This window comes from Brachybacterium horti, assembly GCF_054777615.1.
In genome coordinates this window covers 13817-33617 of sequence record NZ_BAAHAM010000001.1, presented here as the reverse complement: position 1 = coordinate 33617, position 19801 = coordinate 13817, and the positions used below count along the sequence as shown (strand labels likewise).

Genomic DNA, 19801 nt, shown 5'->3' with positions numbered 1-19801 from the left:
CCAGGGTAGCCACGTGCTCGGTGCGGGGACGGGGACGGAGGGCCCCGCACGGTGTGGGACGTGCCGCATCGCGCGGCGGCGACGGGGCCCGGACGACCCCCTCCGCACGGCCGGTGGACCTCTACCATGGAGCCATGCCCGTCGACACCCCTCAGGACCAGGCCGTGCCTGCGTCCCTCTCCAGCACGGCGCGCCCCGGCATCCCGGCGCGACGCGACGACCTCGCGGGGGAGGAGCCCTACGGCGCTCCCCAGATCGACGTGGCCCATCTGCTGAACGTCAACGAGAACCCCTTCGGGCCCTCGGCCGCGCTCGCCGCGGACATGGGCGCCGCGGTCGCCGAGGCCGCCGCGGGCCTGCACCGCTACCCGGACCGCGAGTTCACGGCCCTGCGCGAGGACCTCGCGGCCTATCTCGCCGCCGAGTCCGGCATCCCCGCCCCGCCGGCGGAGGCCGTGTGGGCCGCGAACGGCTCCAACGAGGTCATGCACCAGCTGCTGCTCGCCTACGGCGGGCCCGGGCGCACGGCCCTCGGCTTCACCCCGCACTACTCGATGTACCCCGAGTACGCGCGGGACACCTTCACCCGCTGGGTCACCGCGGAGCGCGGGCCCGCCCCGGACTTCGCCCTCACCGCCGCGCAGGTCACCGCGGCGATCGCCGAGCACCGGCCGCAGATCCTCGTGCTCACGAGCCCCAACAACCCCACCGGCACCGCCCTCGACCCCGCCGTCGTGCGCGCCGCCGCGGAGGCCATGCTCGCCGCGGGCGGACTGCTCGTCGTCGACGAGGCCTACGGGGAGTTCCGCCGCGACGGCGTCCCGAGCGCCCTCGAGCTGCTGCCCGAGTTCGCGAACCTCGTCGTCACCCGCACCATGTCGAAGGCCTTCGCGCTCGCCGGCGGCCGGATCGGCTACCTCGTCGCGGATCCCGCGATCGTGGACGGCGTGCGGATCGTGCGCCTGCCCTACCACCTCTCCGCCGTCACCCAGGCCGTCGCCCGCACCGCCCTCGCCCACCGCGAGGAGCTGCTCTCCCAGGTGGCGACGCTGCGGGAGGAGCGGGACGCGCTCGCCGCCCATCTCACGGAGCGCGGCCACGTCGTCGCCCCGTCGGACGCCAACTTCATCTTCTTCCAGCCCCTCCTGCGCACCGCCGCGGACCGCCACGCGGTGTGGCAGGCGCTGCTCGATCGCGACGTGCTGATCCGTGAGGTGGGGCCGCAGCCCTGGCTCCGGGTCTCGATCGGCACCCCGGAGGACAACGCCGCATTCCGCACCGCCCTCGAGGAGGCAGACCCCCGATGACCACCGCCCCCGCGCGTCCCGCGCGCACCGCGAGCATCACCCGCACCACCCGCGAGTCGAGCATCGAGCTGAGCCTCGACCTCGACGGCACCGGCCAGGTGGACGTGTCCACCTCCGTGCCCTTCTTCGACCACATGCTCACCGCGCTCGGCACCCACGCGCGCTTCGACCTCACCGTGCGCGCCACCGGCGACACCCACATCGACGTGCACCACACCGTCGAGGACACGGCGATCGTGCTGGGCCAGGCGCTGCGCGAGGCGCTCGGAGACAAGAAGGGCATCGCCCGCTTCGGCGACGCGATGGTCCCGCTCGACGAGGCGCTCGCGCAGGCCGTCGTGGACCTCTCCGGCCGCCCCTACTGCGTGCACACCGGGGAGAGCGAGGCGCAGGCCCTGCACCTCATCGGCGGCCACTTCACCGGCTCGCTGACCCGCCACGTGCTCGAGTCCATCGCTCACCACGCCGCGATCTGCCTGCACGTGCGCGTGCTCGCCGGCCGCGATCCCCACCATGTCGTGGAGGCCCAGTTCAAGGCCCTCGCCCGTGCGCTCCGCGCGGCCTGCGCCTTCGACGACCGCGTCCTCGACGTCCCCTCCACGAAGGGAGCCCTGTGACCACCGCCGACCGCCCCGACCCCCAGCAGCCTGAGGAGAACCCCTCCGGCGACGGCTCCCACGACATCGACGCCGAGTTCGCGCGGCTCACCGCGGGCCTCGGCCTCGGCGACGAGCCGCTGACCGTCGACGACGTGCTCGCCGAGTCCGCCGAGGAGGAGGAGCCCGCGATCGCCGTGGTCGCGACCTCCGTCGCCTCCGCGAAGGCGCTCGCGGGCGCGATCCGCCTGGGCCGCGAGGCCCGCACCGACGGGATCGACATCCCCGGCGGCACCCGCACCCTCGACACCGAGACCGGCGCGATCGCCGTGGGCGAGCTCAAGGAGCAGTTCGCCCACGACCTCGCCGCGATCACCTCCACCGCCCTGCAGCGCACCGGCCTGGTGCTCTTCTGGCGCCGCGGGGACCGCATGACCGCGACCCGCTACAAGGCGGGGGAGCGCGGCGAGGACGTCTCGCCCGCGATCGTGCTCGGCGCCGTCGCGGACGAGGTCGAGCAGCTGCTGCTGGGCGCCCTCACCCTCGACGAGCTCGGCGAGGGCATCGACCCCTCGACGCTCACGCGCAACGAGGCGCTCTCCTGGATCTCGAAGAAGAAGCGCTGATGACGACCGCTCCTGAGGTCGTGGTCCTCGACCACGGCTCCGGCAACGTGCGCTCCGTGGTGCGCGCCCTCGAGGCCGCCGGTGCGCACGTGCAGCTCACCGCGGACCGCGAGGCGGCCCTCGCGGCCGACGGCCTCGTCGTCCCCGGCGTGGGCGCCTATGCGGCGACCATGGAGCAGGTGCTCGCCGTGGGCGGCGACCGGATCGTCGAGCGCCGCCTCGCGGGCGGCCTGCCGGTGCTCGGCATCTGCGTGGGCCTGCAGATCATGTTCGCCGCCGGCACCGAGCACGGGGTGCGCAGCAAGGGCCTGGACCAGTGGCCCGGCGAGGTCACCCGGCTCGAGGCGGAGATCGTCCCGCACATGGGCTGGAACACCGTCGAGAGCCCCGAGGGCTCCGTCCTGTTCGACGGCGTCGCCGAGGAGCGCTTCTACTTCGTGCACTCCTACGCGGCCCGCAGCTGGGAGCTCGACAGCATCGGCCCCCTGACCCCGCCGCTGGTGACCTGGGCGGAGCACGGCGGCGACCGCTTCGTCGCCGCCGTCGAGAACGGCGCGCTCACCGCGACCCAGTTCCACCCCGAGAAGTCCGGCGCGGCGGGCGCGCGCCTGCTGCGCAACTGGCTCGCGGCCCTCCCGCGCCGCGGGGCCGGGGACGAGGGGACCGCCCCGTGATCCTCGCCTTCCTCATGCTCTTCGCGGGCGGCCTGCTGCTCGGCGGCGCCTGGTCCTTCCTCCGCTCGAAGAAGCCGCTGTGGTCCGTCATCGCCCTCGCGGTGGTGGGCCTGGTGTGCCTGGGCGTCTCGATCTGGCGCATCCAGACCGGCTGACCGCCGCCCCTGCCGCCCCACCGTTCCTCACCCCCACAGTCCTGACCAGGAGACACCCCTCATGACCGCTCCCGTGCTCGAACTCCTCCCCGCCGTCGACGTGCAGGGAGGCCAGGCCGTGCGCCTGGTCCAGGGCGAGGCCGGCTCCGAGACCGCCTACGGCGCCCCGCTCGAGGCCGCGCTCGGCTTCCAGGAGGGCGGCGCCCGCTGGCTCCACCTCGTGGACCTCGACGCCGCCTTCGGCCGCGGCAGCAACGCCTCGCTGCTCGCGGAGGTCGTCGCCGCCGTGGACATGAACGTCGAGCTCTCCGGCGGCATCCGGGACGACGAGTCCCTCGCCGCGGCCCTCGCGACCGGCTGCCGCCGCGTCAACCTCGGCACCGCGGCCCTCGAGAACCCGGACTGGACCGCGGAGATCCTCGCCGAGCACGGCGACCGCATCGCCGTCGGCCTCGACGTGCGCGGCACGACCCTCGCCGCCCGCGGCTGGACCCGCGACGGCGGTGACCTCTGGGAGACCCTCGAGCGCCTCGACGCCGCCGGCTGCCAGCGCTACGTCGTCACCGACGTCACCAAGGACGGCACCCTCCAGGGGCCCAACGTCGACCTGCTGCGCGAGGTCTGCTCCCGCACCGAGGCGAAGGTCGTCGCCTCCGGCGGCATCTCCTCCCTCGCGGACCTCGAGGCGCTGCGCGGGCTCGTCGCCGACGGCGTCGAAGGGGCGATCGTCGGCAAGGCCCTCTACGCCGGCGCCTTCACCCTGCCCGAGGCGCTCGACGTCGCGGGGCGGGCGTGACCTCGCCCCAGGACCCCGCGACGAGCCCCGCCCGTCGGGACCTCCCGGCCCACTTCGTCGAGAAGTCCCCGCTCACCGACACCGCCGGGGTCTCCTGGAAGGGCCGCGACTACACCGTGAGCCCCTTCCCGGGGGACGACGGCTCCACCCCGGCCGACGTCGCCGCCGCCCTCGCCGCGCACCGCGCGGGGGAGGACCCGCACCGGCGTGCGCTTGTCGCCGCGATCGCCGGCTCCCGGCTGCTCGTGCCGATCATGGCCGTCGCGACCGAGGAGGGCGAGACCGCCCACGGCCTCACCGGGGACAACGGCGCGGACATGGCCATGGTCTCGCTGACCGCGCCGGACGGCTCCCGCGTGCTGCCCGTCTTCACCTCCGCCGCGGCGCTCTCCGCCTGGCGCCGTGAGGCGCGGCCCGTGCCCGTGCTCGCCGCCCAGGCCGCGCAGGCCGCGGTCCAGGAGGGGTGCACGTCGCTGCTGCTGGACGCCTCGGCTCCCGAGGACGACGGCGGGCCGATCCCGCTGCCGCGCTCCGTGCTGTGGGCGCTCGCCCAGGGCCGCACGTGGATCCCGCCCCACGAGGATCCCGAGCTCGCGGCCGAGCTCGACGCGATCGCGGCCGCCGTCCCCTCCGTGCTCGCGCTCGCCGCGACCCCGGGGGAGCGCACCGAGGTCGTGCTCCGGGTGCGGCTCGAGGACGGCCTGGACCGGGACGGCGTGCAGGCGGTCGTCACCGATCTCTCCGCCCGCCTGGGGGCCTCGACCCTCGTCGCGGAGCGGATCTCCTCGCTCACCCTGGCCCTGGGACGGTAGATGGACGCCTATCGCCGGGTGCTCGCGGCGCCCGGCGTGGCGGGCGTGCTCCTGCTCGGGTTCCTCGCCCGCATCCCGTTCTCCACGCTGGGCCTGCTGCTGACCCTCCACTGCGTGCGCACCCTGGACCGCTCCTACCTCGAGGCGGGCCTCGTCGTCACGGCGACGACGATCGGCACCGCGATCTCCTCCCCGTGGCGCGGCCGGCTCGTGGACACCAAGGGCCTGCGCCGGGCCGTGCTGCCCTCGATCCTCGTGCAGTCCGTCGCCGTGGTCGCCATGGCCTTCGCCCCCTTCGAGGCGGTGCTCGTGCTCGCGCTGATCGGCGGGCTGTTCGGGCTCCCGGTCTGGGCGATCGTCCGCACCTCGCTGTCCGTGCTCGTGCCGGCGACGCTGCGCCGCAGCGCCTTCGCCCTCGACTCGGTGTTCACCGAGCTGGTGTTCATGATCGGCCCGGCCGCCGTGACCCTCGCCGCGCTCGCCGCGGGCACCCGGGCGAGCCTCGTGGTCGTCGGCGTCCTCGTCGCCCTCGCCGGCATCGGCATGGCCGTGACGAACCCGCCCACCCGGAGCGACCAGCTCATGCTGCCCGCGCGGCTGCCGGCCCCGCTCGAGGCCGCGGAGGGCGCCGTCCTCGCCCAGCAGGAGCTGCTCGCCGAGCGCCGGGTGGCGGAGGACCTGCGCACGGGCCAGATCCCGGTGATCGCCCCGGGACAGGGCGACCCCGGGAAGACCGCCGCACGCCGCGCCCTGCTCACGGCCGGGGGACTGTCGGTGCTGCTCGCGACCGCGACGGGCTCCCTCGTCCTCACCGCGACGGACCTCTCGATCGTCGCGATCCTCGACGAGCGTGGCCTCGCCGCGATGATCGCCGGGATGATGGCGCTGTGGTGCGCGGGCAGCCTCGTGGGCGGCCTCGTCTACGGCGCGATGAGCCGTGGGCTCGACCCGCTGTGGGTGCTGCTGGGCCTCGGGGCGCTCTCGCTCCCGGTCGCCGTCACCGCCTCGGGGGACCTGCTCCTGCTCGCGGTGACGATCACCCTCGCGGGGCTGTTCATCGCCCCCATGATCACGGCGACGGGAGAGGCGATCGCGCAGCTCGTGCCGGAGGCCGTGCGCGGGGAGGCGATGGGCTGGCACGGCACCGCGATGACCGTCGGCGCCGCCGCGGGCTCCCCCGTGGTGGGGGCCGTCATCGACGGGGCCGGCCCGGCCTGGGGCGTGGGCGCCGCGGGAGCGGTCGCGCTCCTCGTCGCGCTCGCGGCGCTGCTCGCCCGGCGGGTGCGGCGCTCCCGGCGACGGGGTCGCTGGGAGGCCGCCGCCGGCTGAGGCGGTGGGGCGGGGTCAGGAGACCCGGCCGGTCCACTTCTCGCCCGGGGCCTCGCCCGGCGCATCGGGGAAGGGCAGTGCCTCGGCGAAGGCGAGCTGCAGCGAGCGCAGACCGTCGCGCAGGGAGCGGGCGTGCTCGTTGCCGATCTCGGGAGCCGCCGCGACGACGAGCCCGGCGAGCGCGGTGATGAGCTTGCGGGCCTCGGAGAGGTCCTTGTGGCCGGCCTCCTCCTCGTCCTCGCCGAGCCCGACCTTCACCGCGGCGGCGCTCATGAGGTGCACGCAGGAGCTCGTGATGATCTCGACGGCGGCGACGTCGGCGATGTCGCGCAGTGCCTGCGCGGCGAGCTCGTCCTCGGTGGTGGGGTGCTGCTGCTCGGTCATGGGGGTCCTTTCGGGGTCGGCGGGGGAGTGCGCGGGTCGGACGTGAATCGGGTGCGGTGGGGGAGCGGGGCTCATCCGCCGAGCGGCAGCGTGCCCCGGCCCACCTCGGGGGCGGAGGAGAAGGCGAGGTCGAGCCCGGTGACCTCGGTGCCCGCGGGGACGTCGAAGACGCCGTGGTAGACGGCGGTCTCGCCCGCGCCCACCGTGCCGAAGGCCTCGGAATCCGCGACGAGCGCCCGGTTCGCCTCCTCGGAGACGGGATAGCGGTCGCCCGCGGCGGAGACCAGCTCCATGGTGCCACCGCCGGAGCTCACCAGGAGCGGGGCCTCGCCGTCGTTCGTCATCTCGACGGTCACGACGACGAACTCGCCCTCGGGCTCGATCCGGCCGGAGGCGCCGCCCACGGAGCGCACGCCGACCTCGGTGGAGACCTCGCGGAAGGTCGCGGGGCCCAGGGCGACCGTCCCCGTCGCCGCGGCACTCGCGGCCGGGTCGGAGCTCGCGGTCGCCGCGTCCTCCCCGCCGCCGGTCAGGGCGCGAACGGCGAGGATCCCGCCGCCGGTCAGCACCGCGAGCAGGAGCACGGCGGCGACGGCGATCGCGGCGATCCGGAGGCCGCGGCCGGAGCGGGGGGCGGGCTCGTCGGCGACGGGGAGGGCGGGGGCGCGGTGGGAGCGGCGCGGGGCGACGGCGGGCGCGGGGAACCCTTCGGGCACGGGGCGCAGCACGGCTCGCGGGGAGGTCGGGGCGGGCGGCTCCGCGGCGCCACCGGCGGGGGAGTCGGCCGCGGGGGCATCAGCGGCGCCGGGGGCCTCGGAGCTGCCGGAGGCGTCGTCGGAGCCGTAGTCGTAGCTGTGGGGTGCCGCGCCGGCGTCCTCCCCGGGCGTGGGATCATGGTCCGTGGTGTCCACCGGTGCTCCTCGTCCTCGCGGCGCGGGCGTCCCCCTGCGCGATGCACATCACCCAGGACCCGCTGGACGCGGCGCTCTGCCCTGCTAGGATAGACGACCGGAACATGTCATCGGTCTGTCCGTCCCGTTCGGGATGGAGGGGCCGGGCAGTCCTCAAGTGGAGTCCCTCCCACCTCGTGGCCACCGTCCCGAGCGCAATGCGCCGGGCGACCGTCACCGGGTCAGTACCAGACCGGCCCTCACGGGTCGGCCGGCGTTCACGCGCCATGGTGTCGGGGCCTCCGCAGGAGCGGGGGCCCTTTTCTCATGTTCCGTGTCGACACCGAGGTGAGGAGCCACCATCAGCGAACAGCGCATCAACGGTCAGATCAAGGTCCCCAAGGTCCTCCTGGTCGGCCCCAACGGCGAGCAGGTCGGGATCGTCCGCGTCGAGGACGCCCTGCGACTCGCCCAGGAAGCCGATCTGGATCTGGTGGAGGTCGCCCAGGGCGCCAATCCGCCTGTTGCGCGGCTCATGGATTACGGCAAGTTCAAGTACGAAGCCAACATGAAGGCCCGCGAGTCGCGGAAGAACCAGGCCAACACCGTCCAGAAGGAAATCCGGATGGGCCTGAAGATCGACAAGCACGACTACGAGACCAAGCGTCGCAACGTCGAGAAGTTCCTCAACGGTGGCGACAAGGTCAAGGTCATGATCCGTTTCCGCGGTCGTGAGCAGTCCCGACCGGAGATGGGCATCAAGCTGCTCGGTCGCATGGCGGAGGACGTCGCCGAGCTCGGTTTCGTCGAGTCGCACCCGCGACAGGACGGCCGCACGATGGTGATGGTCCTCGGACCCCACAAGAAGAAGGCCCAGGCGATGGCCGAGGCGCGCAAGCGTCGCACCGACGCCGAGAAGGCCGAGAGCAACTCGTCGAAGCAGGCCGAGGCGCCTGCCGAGGACGTCGCGCCCACCGGCGACGAGTCCTGAGACAGCACGAAGGAGACAAGGCACCATGCCGAAGAACAAGACCCACTCGGGCACCAAGAAGCGCATCCGCGTCACCGGCTCCGGCAAGCTCATGCGGGAGAAGGCGAACGCTCGCCACCTCCTCGAGCACAAGAGCTCGACCCGCAAGCGCCGTCTCGGGAACGACACCGATGTGGCCAAGGCGGACGTCAAGCGCATGAAGAAGCTGCTCGGCCGCTGAACCTCCTCGCGGGAGGAGAGTTCCCGCAGCACTGAACTCACATACCAGCGAAGGAGAATCACGTGGCACGCGTGAAGCGGGCGGTCAACGCCCATAAGAAGCGTCGGGAAATCCTCGAGCAGGCCAGCGGCTACCGCGGTCAGCGCTCGCGCCTGTACCGCAAGGCGAAGGAGCAGGTCCTGCACTCGCAGACCTACAACTTCCGCGACCGCAAGAAGAACAAGGGCAACTTCCGCCAGCTCTGGATCCAGCGCATCAACGCTGCGGCCCGTGCGAACGGCATGACCTACAACCGCTTCATCCAGGGCCTCGGGCTCGCGGGTGTCGAGGTCGACCGCCGCATGCTCGCCGAGCTCGCCGTGAACGACGCGCCGGCCTTCGCCGCGCTCGTCGAGGTCGCCAAGGGCGCGCTGCCCGAGGACGTCAACGCCCCCGCGGCCTGACTCCACCAGCGTGAACCCCGAGCGCCCGGACCAGTCCCCGATCACCTCGCCCCGCTCCGAGCGGGTGCGGCGGATCGCGGCACTGTCCGGGCGCTCCGCGCGTCGCAAGCAGGGGCACCTCCGCGTCGAGGGCCCCCAGGCCGTCCGCTCCCTGCTCGCCGAGCGCCCGGAGCTCGCGCTCGAGCTCTTCCTCACCGCCCGCGCCGCCGAGGACCATCCCGAGCTGGCGCGGCTCGCCGCGGAGGCCGGTGTCCCGACCCGCGAGGTCGACGAGACGCTCATCCGTGCCATGACCCGCGAGCCCGGCGGCGGGGAGGGCCAGGACCGCCCCGAGAGCGGTGCCGCGGGCGCCGTCTCGCCCCAGGGCGCGATCGCCGTGGCCCGCCTCCCCGAGGAGAGCGCCGGCGCGGCCCTCGCCGCGATCGCCGCGCTGCCCGCCGAGGGGCCGCTCACCGCGGTCGTCCTGCACGAGGTGCGGGACCCCGGGAACGTCGGCACCCTGCTGCGCACGGCAGACGCCGCCGGCGCGGACCTCGTGCTGCTCACCCGCACGAGCGCGGACCCGTACTCCCCGAAGGCCGTCCGCGCCGCCGTCGGCAGCACCTTCCACCTCCCCGTGATCGCCGGCGCCGTGGCCCCCGCCCTGCTGGACGCCCTCGCCGGCCGGAGGATCACCGCCACCGCGACGAGCGGCTACGCGAGCACGGACCTGTTCGAGGCGGAGCTGCCCGAGCGGATCGCCTGGATCCTCGGCAACGAGGCCCGCGGGCTCGACGAGGCCACCCTCGCCGCCGCCCCGCTCGCCGTGCGGATCCCGCTGGCCGGTCACGCCGAATCGCTCAACGTGCACACCGCCGCGACGGTGTGCCTCTTCGAGACCCTCCGCCGCCGAACCCGATGAAGGCGCCCACAGCCCGATGAGCCCGAACCCCGCCGCAGCCTCGCCCCGCAACCGCGACGGCGGCCGCACCCTCCCCACTCCGCTCGCGGTCCCGGTCCTGCTCGCTCTGACGATCGCCGTGGCCCTGCTGGGGATCATCGCGACCGGCGCCGCCGCGCCGAACTCCCTCGTCCCGGCCTCGGGCCTGGTCACCTGGGGGATCCCCGCCGTGCGCGGCCTGCACCACCTGGGCCTGCTGCTCGCGGTGGGCGCCGGCGGGACCGCCGTGCTCCTGCAGCCCGGGCCCTCCCGCGCCGAGGTGCGCTCCCTGGGCGGCGGCCGCGGCCGGACCGTGCGCCTCGCCGCCGCCGGCGCCGGCCTGTGGGCCCTCTCCGCCCTCGCCCTCGTCCCTCTCGGCGGTCTCGAGGCGGCCGGCGCGGGGACCGATCTCGACGTCTGGCAGATCGCGCTCGGCGCGGACCTCGGCCGGATCCAGCTCGCCGTCGCGATCCTCGCCGGGTTCTCGGCCCTCCTCGGGCTGCTCGCCCGCAGCACCGTCGGCGCCGCCTGGGCGCTCGCGGCCGCGGGCCTCGGCGTCGCCGCCGTCGGCCTCGAGGGTCATGCCGGGGCGAGCCTGGACCACACCAACGCCGTCAACGCGATGGTGCTGCACCTCCTCGGCGTCTCGGTGTGGGCCGGCGGCCTGCTCGCGATCGCCCTGATCGCGCCGAGGCTGCCGGACGCCGAGCTCGCCGTCGTCGTGCGCCGCTTCTCCCCGTGGGCGCTCGCCGCGGTGGTCGTGCTCGCCCTCAGCGGCCTGGTCAACGCCTCGATCCGGCTCGACGGGCCCGGCGAGCTGCTCACCACGGCATACGGTCGCGTGCTGCTGCTGAAGACGGTGCTGCTCATGGGGCTCGCCGCGCTCGGCGCCGCCCAGCGGCGGCGCCTGGGGGAGCGGCTGCGGTTCCGCCACCTCGCCCTCACCGAGGGCGTCATGCTCGCCGTCGTCATCGGGGCGTCGATCGCGCTGGGCCGCACCGCCCCGCCCGTCCCGCAGACCGTCCCGCTCGTCGGCGACCTGCTCCGCCTCGCGCTCGTGGGCTACCTGCCGCCCACCACGCCCCTGGACCCGGCCGCCCTGGTCACCGTCTGGCACCCGGACTGGGGCAGCGTCATCATCGCCGCCGCGATGGCCGGGCTGTACCTCGCGGGCGTCGTGCGCCTGCGCCGCCGCGGCGACTCCTGGCCGCTGCTGCGCACCGCGCTCTGGCTCGCCGGCTGCCTCGCCCTCGTGTGGGTGATGAACGGGGGCGCCGCCGCGTGGGGCCGCTACCGCTTCGACGCGCACATGGTCCAGCACATGGCGATGATGATGATCGTGCCGCCGCTGTGGGTGCTCGGCGGCCCGGTCACGCTGCTCTCCCGAGCGGTCGCGCCCCGCACCGACGGCTCCCGCGGTCTGCGCGAGTGGGTGCTCGCGGCGCTCCACTCCGGGTACTCGCGCATCGTCTCGAGCCCGCCCGTGGCCGGGCTGCTCTTCGCCGGCTCGCTCGTGGTCTTCTACTTCACCCCGCTGTTCGAGCTGTCGATGCGCACCCACGTGGGCCACGTCGCGATGACCGTGCACTTCCTGCTCGCCGGGTACCTCTTCGCCTGGGTGCTGATCGGCGTGGACCCGGCGCAGAAGCCGATCAACCCCGTCCTCAAGCTCATCACCCTGCTCGTCACCCTCGCCTTCCACGCCTTCTTCGGCATCGCCCTGTACTCGGCGACGTGGATCGTGGCGCAGGACTGGTACACGGAGCTGGGGCTCTACGGGCCCGCGCAGCTCGAGCTGATCCAGGCCCGCGGCGCCTCGATCATGTGGGCCGTGTCCGAGGTCCCGACGGTGCTCTACGCGATCCTCATGGTGCTCCAGTGGATCCGTTCCGAGGACCGTCGCGCCCGCCAGTACGACCGCAAGGCCGAGCGCGACGGCGGCGCCGAGCTCGCCGCGTACAACGCGTACCTCGCGGGGCTGCAGGGAGAGTCGGCGCAGCCAGGCGGTGCGGCCGACGGCGAGGTGCCTCGGAAGGCAGAGGGGCAGGATGCCCCGCCGACGGACGGTCCGTCCCGGGGAGCGTCGTCGACCGCGTGAGGCTTGACGCCTGGACCGGGGCACTTCGCGTCACCCCCATGATCCTCGACGCGGCCCGCACCATCGCGAACATGGGGAAGTGTCCGCGGCTCCACGACTGCTACGACGCCACTGCCGATGCCGAGGACCACCAGGAGCTCGTCACGCCGAGCGTGTGTCCCGACAGCTTCTGGCGGGCGCGGCACGACCAGGACCTGGTCGGCTCCCTCACCGAGGACCGCACGGAGGAGGACAGGGCCTGCGAGATCGGCTTCGGCCTGCGCCCGGACCTCACCGGCGGCTGCCGCGGGGCCACCTTCCTCACCGCCGTGCTGCAGCAGCTCCGCCGGTCTCAGGACTCGGCGCGCATCGTGCTGAGCGTGGCCGCGTTCAACTCCGAGTGATCCGCGTGCACGAAGGCGCGGGTTTCGAGACCGTCGAGCGGTACCCCCAGCACACCAACGGCGGTGTCCATGACTTCGTGCGCATGGAGATGCAGGTTCGCTGAGCACTTCGAGTACCCGTCCGTGCGGGCCATCGAGCCCGTGGCCCGGCGTCGCCCCGGGACGGCGTTCTACGGTAGAGGTATGGACATGGGTGGTGTCGCGATCCGCCGGATTACGCTCGAGGATGCGGAGCGTGTCGGCACGATGCACTACGCATCGTTCATGGAGACGTACTCGGGCCTTGCGTCAGAGGACTTCTGGTCGCGCGCCTCGGCGCAGCGCAGCATCGAGAGTTGGGGCCGATTGCTCCGCCACGGCTTCGATGCGATCGTGGCCGAGGTCGACGGTGCGGTGGTCGGTGTCGCCGCAGCAGGTGAGGCAGTGACGCGCGGTGACCTGCAGCCGGCCCGAGAGCGGGAGCTGAGCAACCTCTACGTTCTGCAGTCCCATCACGGAACCGGCATCGGCCAGGCGCTCCTCGACGTGGTCGTGCCGCCCGGCTCCGAAGCACAGCTGTGGCTCGCGCGCGACAACCCGCGAGCGCTGCGCTTCTACGTGCGCAATGGCTTCGCGCCCGACGGGGCGGAGAACGACGGCTCGGGATTCGGCGGCATCCGAGCCGTGAGACTGGTGCGCTGACCGGAAGATCGAGCAGGAGGACATGACCGATGGCGTGGAGCACGCGGGAGCTCGCCGAGCTCGCGGGGACGTCGCTGCGAGCGGTGCGGCACTACCATGCGGAGGGCCTGCTGCCCGAACCTCCCCGCTCGACGAACGGGTACAAGCACTACGGGGTGCGGCATCTGATCCAGCTGATGCACATCAGGCGGCTGGTCGACCTGGGCGTGCCGCTGGCGGAGATCCCCGCCCTGGACCCTGCCACCGACAGCTACCGGGAGGTCCTGCAGGCCCTGGCCTCGGAGACCAGCGCCGAGATCGACCGACTGGTGGCGGTCAGGGGCGAGATCGCCCGGCTGCTCGAGGAGCCCCAGGCGTGGGAGATGTCCAGCGGGACGACGGGCAGCACGGACGGGGACTTCCTCACGGTCCTCTCCCGCGTGCTCGACGAGGACTCGCTCCGGGCATGGCGGCGCATGGGCGAGTCCATCCCCGACGCACAGGTCCTGGCCGATTTCGAGACCCTGCCCGAGGAGGCATCGGCCGAGGTGTGCGAGGACGTCGCGGCACGGATGGCGGAGGTGGTCCGCGATGCCCTCGCCGCCACCCCCGAGGTGCAGGATCTCGGGTTCGGCGAGGGCACCTCGCGCACCTTGGGGACACGGAGCATCGGCGAGGCCCTGGCCGAGCTGTACTCACCGGCTCAGCTGCGAGTGCTGGTCAGGTGCCACGAGCTGCTGTCCGCCGGATGAGCGACGCTCATGCGGTCGGGGCGGCGGCGGGCTCCTTCGCCAGGTGTCGTGCGAGGAACCGATCCGCCGCGTGGTACAGCGCCCGCACGTTCTCCGGATTGAGGATGAAGTGCCCCTCGTCGTCGAAGACGAGGTACTCCACCGCGTTCCCCTGCTCCCGCAGGCCGGCGACGATCCGGTCGGAGTTCTCCCGTCGCACCCGCACATCGTTGGCGCCCTGCACCACCATCAGCGGGGAACGGATGTCCCCGATCCGGGTGATCGGTGAGCGGGCCGTCATGTCCGCGGCCTGCGCCGGGTCCGACGGGTCGCCCACGTACCGGTACCAGTTGTTCACGAGCCCCGCTCGCGCGTACTCCGGCAGGGATCGCAGGTAGTCGACGAGGTCGGAGACCCCCACGTACTCGACCGCCGCCGCGAAGCGCTCGGGGGTGAACGCGACGCTCACGAGCGCGGCATAGCCGCCGTAGGATCCGCCGAACACTCCGATCCGCTCGGGGTCCGCGAAGCCCCGGCCGATCGCCCAGTCGACGGCGTCGAGGAGATCGTCGTGCATGCGTCCGGCGAACTCGCCCACGCCCGCTTCCATGTGCGAGCGCCCGAATCCGGCGGAGCCGCGGAACTGGGGCTGCAGCACGGCGTATCCACGGTTCGCCCAGAGCTGGACGATGGAGTCGTACCCCCACCAGTCCCGTGTCCAGGGTCCTCCGTGGGGCATCAGGACCAGGGGCAGGTCCCGCGGCTCCACGTGCCCGGGGAGAGTGAGATAGGCGGGCAGTCGCAGTCCGTCGCGGGCCGTGATCTCGATGCTCTCGACGGGGGAGAGCAGATCGACGTCCAGATGCTCCAGGCTCCGTGACAGGAGCCGACTGCGACCGGTCCGGTGGTCGTAGAGCCAGGTCTGGGGATCGCGGTCGTGCAGGAACGAGATCACCCACCGCCGCTGGTCGACATCGCTGGTGAGCGCACCGATGTCCCCGTCGCACAGCGTCCCCACCGCCTCGAGGACCTCCGCGAAGTGCGGGTCGAGGGGCTCGGTGTGCATCCGCATCCCGTGATAGCGCACCCCGAGCAGCTCGCCGGTGCGTCGGTGGCGGATCAGCGGGGAGGGCAGGTTCGTGAAGACCAGCGACCGCGTGTCCAGGTCGGCCCGGGGATGGTGATGGATCATCGTCTCCTCCCCGGTGGCCAGGTCGAGGCGGGCCGGATGCAGGTGGTCGGTGCCCCGATAGGAGCCGAACCAGATGCTCGACCCGTCCGGAGCGGCTTCGAAGGGGTGGACGTCCATCGGGTAGGCGTCCCCGTCGAAGGCGGCGATGAACGTGTCGTCCCGCCAGAGCTCCCAGGTGCCGTCCGCCCGCATGCTCCTGCGCAGCAGCGTGTCGCCGGCGAGCATCCAGGTGCTTCCCTCCCCGGGGCCGGGGGCGAGTCGGGACAGGGCGCCGGTGGCGATCTCGAGGTCGTGGAGATCGAAATCTGCGGCGTTCTCGGCGTTCATCTGCAGAGTGGCGTGGCCGGGGCGTCCCCGTCGGAGCTCGAGACCCTGGACCGTGGCGCCGGGGAACGGGGTGAGGTCCACCGCCGGGGAGTCGGGCGGGTCGAGGTCGATGCGGAAGACGTGCCAGTTCTCGTCGCCGCCGCTGTCCTGCTGGTAGAGGAGGTGACGGGAGTCATCGGCCCAGAGATAACGGACGATGGAGCGGGAGTCGTCGGCGGTGACACAGCGTGGTGCCGTGCCGGCGTCGATCTCCTCGACCCAGATGTTGAGCCGTTCGTGCCACATGGACAGGTATGCCAGCCGGGTGCCGTCCGGGGAGATCGTGATCGCCGAGCGCTCCGGCGGACGCAGGAGGTCGTCGATGGTGAAGGTCGAGGTGGTGGACATCAGAGGTTCCTCTCGTCGATCAGGTCGCGGGAGACGGAGCCGGCCGTCCAGGGGGCTGCTGCGCTCTCCTCGTGGGGCGCCTCAGCGGTGTTCTCCCCGGCGGCACGGAGCCGCGCGGTGCTGCGGCGGAACGCCCACACCACGACGAGCGCGAGCGCGATGGTCAGCGGTGCTCCCATGACGGTGTCCGCGACTCCCAGAGCGGTGATGTTCCCCGCGACGTACATCCACTGCTGCACGACGAACTTGGCGAGATGGACGACGGCGATGGCCGTGGTGGCGATGATGTGCGCACGGAAGGTGGGACCGTCCTGCCTCCAGGCGTGCGTGCCGCCGTGCACGGCGTTCCAGATGATGCCGGTCAAGGGGCGCCTCGCCACGACGGAGACCGCGGTGGGGAGGAAGATCGCCAGGGCGGCCCAGATGCCGATGACGAAGAAGTCCCGCACCGAACCGGTCCAGATCACGAGCCCGGCGGCCAGGGCCACGCCGAGCAGGCTGCCGATCGCCGAGGGGAGCTTCTCGCCACGGACCAGGCGGACCACGCACAGGGCGGCTCCTGCACCGATCGCGACGGCGAGCGTGGGCATCAGGGGGAGGAAGAGGTGCGCCACCACCAGCGCGATGACGGGAATCGTCGAGAGGACGAGCCCCGAGGCTCCTCCCATCTGGTCGATGATCTGCTCGGTGGTGGTGCTCTCGGTCCTGTCGGTATCCATCGTGCGCCTCCGTCGGGGAGTCGAGGACTGCTGTCGACGAGGAGCACACACTGTGCCGGAGCGGCACACTCCAGACCCGAACGCCCAAATGTGACCTACGACACACGGAGGCGGCGGTCCTCCTGGGAGGACCGCCGCCTCTGTGAGCAGGCGTCAGATCGCGGCGTCGCTCAGAGCCAGTCGCCCTGCGCCGCCCGCATCTCGGTGCCGATGGTGGTGTCCGGACCGTGACCGGTGTGCACCACCGTCGCGGGATCCATGACGAACAGGCGCTCCCGGATCGACTCCTCGATGGTCTCCCGGGAGGAGAAGGAGCGGCCGGTCGCACCGGGGCCGCCCTGGAACAGGGTGTCGCCGGTCATGACGGCCTGCAGCTGGTCGAGGTGGTAGCAGGTCGAGCCGGGGGAGTGGCCCGGCGTGTGCACGGCCTCGATGTCCACGCCCGCGACGGTGAACATGTCGCCGTCCTCGACGTCGGCGTCCCAGGGCAGGTCGCCGTGGGTGAGCTTCCACAGCTCGGCGTCGGCCGGGTTCAGCAGCAGCGGCGCCTCGAGCGCCTCGGAGAGCTCCGGGGCGAAGCGCACGTGGTCGTCGTGGGCGTGGGTGAGCAGGATGCCCTCGCACTCCCGCTCGCCCACGAGGCGCACGATCGCCTCGACGTCGTGCGGGGCGTCGAAGACGACGCACTGCTCGTCGTCGCCCAGCACCCACACGTTGTTGTCGACGTCGAAGGTCTCCCCGTCCAGAGTGAAGGTGCCGGAGACGACGGTCCGCTCGAGCCGCGCGGTCATCGGCCGATCACCGCCACGGTGCGCAGCGTGCCGCCCTCGTGGAGGGAGTCCAGCGCCGTGTCCACACCGGCGAGGTCCGTGCGGCCTGTGACGAAGCGGTCCAGCGGCAGGCGGCCCTGGAGGAACAGGTCGGTGAGGTAGGGGAAGTCCCGCTCGGGGAGGCAGTCCCCGTACCAGGAGGACTTCAGCGAGCCGCCGCGGCCGAACACGTCCAGCAGCGGGAGCGTGAGCTCCACGCCCGGCCGCGGCACGCCCACGAGCACGACGCGGCCGGCGAGGTCGCGCGCGTAGAAGGCGGTCTCGTAGGTCTGCGGGATGCCGACGGCGTCGATGACGACGTCCGCGCCGAAACCGCCCGTGAGCTCCTGCACCTTCTCGGCCACCTCCTGCGGGGAGAGGCCCTGCGTGGCGAGGGTGTGGGTGGCGCCGAGCTCGGTCGCCGCGGCGAGCTTCTTCTCGTCGACGTCGAGGCCGATGATCGTCGTGGCGCCCGCGAGCTTCGCGCCGGCGATCGCGGCGCAGCCCACGCCGCCCAGGCCGATCACGGCGACGCTCTCGCCGCGCTGCACCTGGCCGGTGTTCATCGCGGCGCCGAGGCCCGCCATGACGCCGCAGCCCAGCAGGCCGGCGACCTCGGCGGGGGCATCCTCGGAGACCTTGGTGCACTGGCCCTCGTGGACGAGCGTCTTCTCCGCGAAGGAGCCGATGCCGAGCGCGGGGGTGAGCTCCGTGCCGTCGGTGAGGGTCATCTTCTGCGAGGCGTTGTGGGTCGCGAAGCAGTACTGCGGCACGCCCTTCCTGCACGCGCGGCACTCGCCGCACACGGCGCGCCAGTTCAGCACGACGTAGTCGCCGACCTCGACGTGGGTCACGGCCTCGCCGACGACGGACACGCGGCCGGCGGACTCGTGGCCCAGGAGGAACGGGAACTCGTCGTTGATGCCGCCGTCGCGGTAGGCGAGGTCGGTGTGGCACACGCCGGTGGCCTCCACGTCGACGATCACGTCGTGCGGGCCGGGGTCGGGGATGACGATGTCGACGAGCTCGGCGGGCGCCTTCTCGGCGCGGGCGATGACGCCCTTCACGGTCGTGGGCACGGGGATGCTCCTTCAGCAGTGGTCGGGCTTGCCGTCCCAGGCTAGCGGGGAGCGGGGGCCGGGGCGGGCGCCGTGGCCCGACGCCCGTGCATCCCTCCTAGAATGGTCCGCGGTGCCCGCCTCGCGGCCGGCGCCTCCCGAGCACCCCAGTACGAAAGCGAACCCCGTGTCAGAGACGAACCCCGCGCCCGGCGGGCCCGCGATCGACGAGCAGGCGATCACCGCCGCCGTCGACGCCGCGCTCGCCGCGATCGCCGCGGCCCCGGACACCGCGACCCTCAAGCAGGTGCGCATCGACCACGTGGGCGACGCGAGCGTGCTGAGCACCGCGAACCGCGCGATCAAGGACCTCCCCAAGGACCAGAAGGCCGCCGCGGGCAAGCTCGTGGGCCAGGGCAAGGGCCGCGTCCAGCAGGCCCTCGCCGCCCGCCAGGGCGAGCTCGCCGCCGCCGAGGAGGAGACCGCGCTCGCCGCTGAGACCGTGGACATGACCCTGCCCACGGACCGCCGCCCCCGCGGCGCCGCGCACCCGCTGAGCACGCTCACCGAGCGCATCGAGGACTTCTTCGTCGGCATCGGCTGGGAGATCGCGGAGGGCCCCGAGGCGGAGTCCTCCTGGCTGAACTTCGACGCCCTCAACGCGGACCCCGAGCACCCCTCCCGCTCGCTGCAGGACACCCTGTACCTCGCGCCCGAGGGGTCCGGCATGCTGCTGCGCACCCAGACCTCGCCGGTGCAGGTCCGCGCCATGCTCGAGCGCGGCGCCCCGCTGTACGTCGCGTGCCCCGGGACCGTCTACCGGGCCGACGAGATCGACGCGACCCACTCACCCGTCTTCCACCAGGTCGAGGGCCTCGCGGTCGACAAGGGGCTGACGATGGCGAACCTGGTCGGCACGCTCGACGCCTTCGCCGCGCACGTCTTCGGCGGGGCGCCCGTGACGCGTCTGCGTCCCAACCACTTCCCGTTCACCGAGCCGAGCGCGGAGATGGATTTCCGCTGCTTCTCCTGCGACGCGCGCCTGGGCCTGGACCATGACGCGGACCCGGAGTGCCGCGTCTGCGGCGGCACCGGCTGGATCGAGATGGGCGGCTGCGGCATGGTCCACCCCAACGTGCTCCGCGCCGCCGGGGTGGACCCCGAGGAGTACCAGGGGTTCGCCTTCGGGCTGGGCATCGAGCGCATCCTCATGCTGCGCAACAGCGTCGCGGACATGCGCGACATGGTGGAGGGCGACGTCCGCTTCTCCCAGCACTACGGGACGGAGATCTGAC

General features: G+C 73.1%; 23 protein-coding genes. 17 read left to right on the top strand and 6 right to left on the bottom strand.

Annotation, left to right across the window (positions count from 1 at the left end; translation table 11 throughout):
- The first annotated feature begins 134 nt into the window (after positions 1 to 134).
- The 8 genes from ACYVAP_RS00165 to ACYVAP_RS00130 all read left to right on the top strand — a co-directional run bounded on the left by ACYVAP_RS00165 (position 135) and on the right by ACYVAP_RS00130 (position 6295).
- Positions 135 to 1307 (top strand): histidinol-phosphate transaminase, encoded by a 1173-nt coding sequence (locus ACYVAP_RS00165; protein WP_498859048.1) that lies wholly within the window; start codon positions 135 to 137, stop codon positions 1305 to 1307.
- Positions 1304 to 1924, top strand: coding sequence for an imidazoleglycerol-phosphate dehydratase HisB (gene hisB / locus ACYVAP_RS00160; protein WP_343904577.1), 621 nt, complete (start codon positions 1304 to 1306; stop codon positions 1922 to 1924). Before ACYVAP_RS00165 ends, hisB begins: the two co-directional genes overlap by 4 nt.
- Positions 1921 to 2529, top strand: coding sequence for a hypothetical protein (locus ACYVAP_RS00155; RefSeq protein WP_498859047.1), 609 nt, complete (start codon positions 1921 to 1923; stop codon positions 2527 to 2529). The genes hisB and ACYVAP_RS00155 overlap by 4 nt, the downstream gene beginning before the upstream one ends.
- Positions 2529 to 3203, top strand: a complete 675-nt coding sequence (gene hisH / locus ACYVAP_RS00150) for an imidazole glycerol phosphate synthase subunit HisH (protein ID WP_137770273.1) — start codon at positions 2529 to 2531, stop codon at positions 3201 to 3203. Before ACYVAP_RS00155 ends, hisH begins: the two co-directional genes overlap by 1 nt.
- Complete coding sequence (locus tag ACYVAP_RS00145; protein WP_168198061.1) at positions 3200 to 3358, top strand: CG2302 family histidine operon protein; 159 nt, start codon at positions 3200 to 3202, stop codon at positions 3356 to 3358. The genes hisH and ACYVAP_RS00145 overlap by 4 nt, the downstream gene beginning before the upstream one ends.
- A gap of 61 nt (positions 3359 to 3419) precedes the next feature.
- Positions 3420 to 4154, top strand: a complete 735-nt coding sequence (gene priA / locus ACYVAP_RS00140) for a bifunctional 1-(5-phosphoribosyl)-5-((5-phosphoribosylamino)methylideneamino)imidazole-4-carboxamide isomerase/phosphoribosylanthranilate isomerase PriA (RefSeq protein WP_137770274.1) — start codon at positions 3420 to 3422, stop codon at positions 4152 to 4154.
- Entirely contained in the window at positions 4151 to 4966 is an 816-nt protein-coding gene (locus tag ACYVAP_RS00135) for an SseB family protein (protein ID WP_137770275.1), read from the top strand. Before priA ends, ACYVAP_RS00135 begins: the two co-directional genes overlap by 4 nt.
- Entirely contained in the window at positions 4967 to 6295 is a 1329-nt protein-coding gene (locus ACYVAP_RS00130; protein WP_264449820.1) for an MFS transporter, read from the top strand.
- Positions 6296 to 6310: 15 nt separating this feature from the next.
- Here ACYVAP_RS00130 and ACYVAP_RS00125 read toward each other — a convergent pair whose 3' ends face one another.
- A complete protein-coding gene (locus tag ACYVAP_RS00125; RefSeq protein WP_259362492.1) occupies positions 6311 to 6679 on the bottom strand; it encodes a DUF1844 domain-containing protein in 369 nt (122 codons plus the stop codon).
- 71 nt (positions 6680 to 6750) lie between these two features.
- Positions 6751 to 7590 carry a hypothetical protein gene (locus ACYVAP_RS00120; RefSeq protein WP_498859046.1) on the bottom strand — a complete coding sequence of 280 codons (840 nt, stop codon included), beginning with the start codon at positions 7588 to 7590 and terminating at the stop codon, positions 6751 to 6753.
- A 340-nt stretch (positions 7591 to 7930) separates the two neighbouring features.
- Here ACYVAP_RS00120 and infC point away from each other — a divergent pair, with 340 nt between their 5' ends.
- From infC to ACYVAP_RS00080, 8 genes are all read left to right on the top strand, one after another.
- Entirely contained in the window at positions 7931 to 8560 is a 630-nt protein-coding gene (gene infC / locus ACYVAP_RS00115; protein ID WP_137770279.1) for a translation initiation factor IF-3, read from the top strand.
- Positions 8561 to 8585: 25 nt separating this feature from the next.
- Positions 8586 to 8780, top strand: coding sequence for a 50S ribosomal protein L35 (gene rpmI, locus ACYVAP_RS00110; RefSeq protein ID WP_137770280.1), 195 nt, complete (start codon positions 8586 to 8588; stop codon positions 8778 to 8780).
- A 62-nt stretch (positions 8781 to 8842) separates the two neighbouring features.
- The gene (gene rplT, locus ACYVAP_RS00105; RefSeq protein WP_137770281.1) at positions 8843 to 9223 is read left to right on the top strand and encodes a 50S ribosomal protein L20; all 381 of its coding nucleotides are present in this window, start codon (positions 8843 to 8845) and stop codon (positions 9221 to 9223) included.
- A gap of 10 nt (positions 9224 to 9233) precedes the next feature.
- A complete protein-coding gene (locus ACYVAP_RS00100; RefSeq protein WP_498859045.1) occupies positions 9234 to 10124 on the top strand; it encodes a TrmH family RNA methyltransferase in 891 nt (296 codons plus the stop codon).
- Positions 10125 to 10140: 16 nt separating this feature from the next.
- Positions 10141 to 12240 carry a bifunctional copper resistance protein CopD/cytochrome c oxidase assembly protein gene (locus ACYVAP_RS00095; protein WP_498859044.1) on the top strand — a complete coding sequence of 700 codons (2100 nt, stop codon included), beginning with the start codon at positions 10141 to 10143 and terminating at the stop codon, positions 12238 to 12240.
- 38 nt (positions 12241 to 12278) lie between these two features.
- The gene (locus ACYVAP_RS00090; RefSeq protein ID WP_498859043.1) at positions 12279 to 12623 is read left to right on the top strand and encodes a GNAT family N-acetyltransferase; all 345 of its coding nucleotides are present in this window, start codon (positions 12279 to 12281) and stop codon (positions 12621 to 12623) included.
- A 183-nt stretch (positions 12624 to 12806) separates the two neighbouring features.
- Complete coding sequence (locus ACYVAP_RS00085; RefSeq protein WP_498859042.1) at positions 12807 to 13304, top strand: GNAT family N-acetyltransferase; 498 nt, start codon at positions 12807 to 12809, stop codon at positions 13302 to 13304.
- 29 nt (positions 13305 to 13333) lie between these two features.
- Positions 13334 to 14035 (top strand): helix-turn-helix domain-containing protein, encoded by a 702-nt coding sequence (locus ACYVAP_RS00080; RefSeq protein ID WP_498859041.1) that lies wholly within the window; start codon positions 13334 to 13336, stop codon positions 14033 to 14035.
- 7 nt (positions 14036 to 14042) lie between these two features.
- Here ACYVAP_RS00080 and ACYVAP_RS00075 read toward each other — a convergent pair whose 3' ends face one another.
- The 4 genes from ACYVAP_RS00075 to ACYVAP_RS00060 form a co-directional block, all read right to left on the bottom strand.
- Positions 14043 to 15920 carry a S9 family peptidase gene (locus ACYVAP_RS00075; protein WP_498859040.1) on the bottom strand — a complete coding sequence of 626 codons (1878 nt, stop codon included), beginning with the start codon at positions 15918 to 15920 and terminating at the stop codon, positions 14043 to 14045.
- The gene (locus ACYVAP_RS00070; protein WP_498859039.1) at positions 15920 to 16639 is read right to left on the bottom strand and encodes a DUF3159 domain-containing protein; all 720 of its coding nucleotides are present in this window, start codon (positions 16637 to 16639) and stop codon (positions 15920 to 15922) included. The genes ACYVAP_RS00075 and ACYVAP_RS00070 overlap by 1 nt, the downstream gene beginning before the upstream one ends.
- A 170-nt stretch (positions 16640 to 16809) precedes the next feature.
- Positions 16810 to 17430: an MBL fold metallo-hydrolase gene (locus tag ACYVAP_RS00065; protein ID WP_498859038.1), complete on the bottom strand. Its 621-nt coding sequence runs from the start codon at positions 17428 to 17430 to the stop codon at positions 16810 to 16812.
- Positions 17427 to 18527 carry an MDR/zinc-dependent alcohol dehydrogenase-like family protein gene (locus tag ACYVAP_RS00060; RefSeq protein ID WP_498859037.1) on the bottom strand — a complete coding sequence of 367 codons (1101 nt, stop codon included), beginning with the start codon at positions 18525 to 18527 and terminating at the stop codon, positions 17427 to 17429. The genes ACYVAP_RS00065 and ACYVAP_RS00060 overlap by 4 nt, the downstream gene beginning before the upstream one ends.
- A 166-nt stretch (positions 18528 to 18693) precedes the next feature.
- Between ACYVAP_RS00060 and pheS the strand changes: the two genes are divergently transcribed.
- A complete protein-coding gene (pheS, locus tag ACYVAP_RS00055) occupies positions 18694 to 19800 on the top strand; it encodes a phenylalanine--tRNA ligase subunit alpha (RefSeq protein ID WP_498859036.1) in 1107 nt (368 codons plus the stop codon).
- Position 19801: the final 1 nt, after the last annotated feature.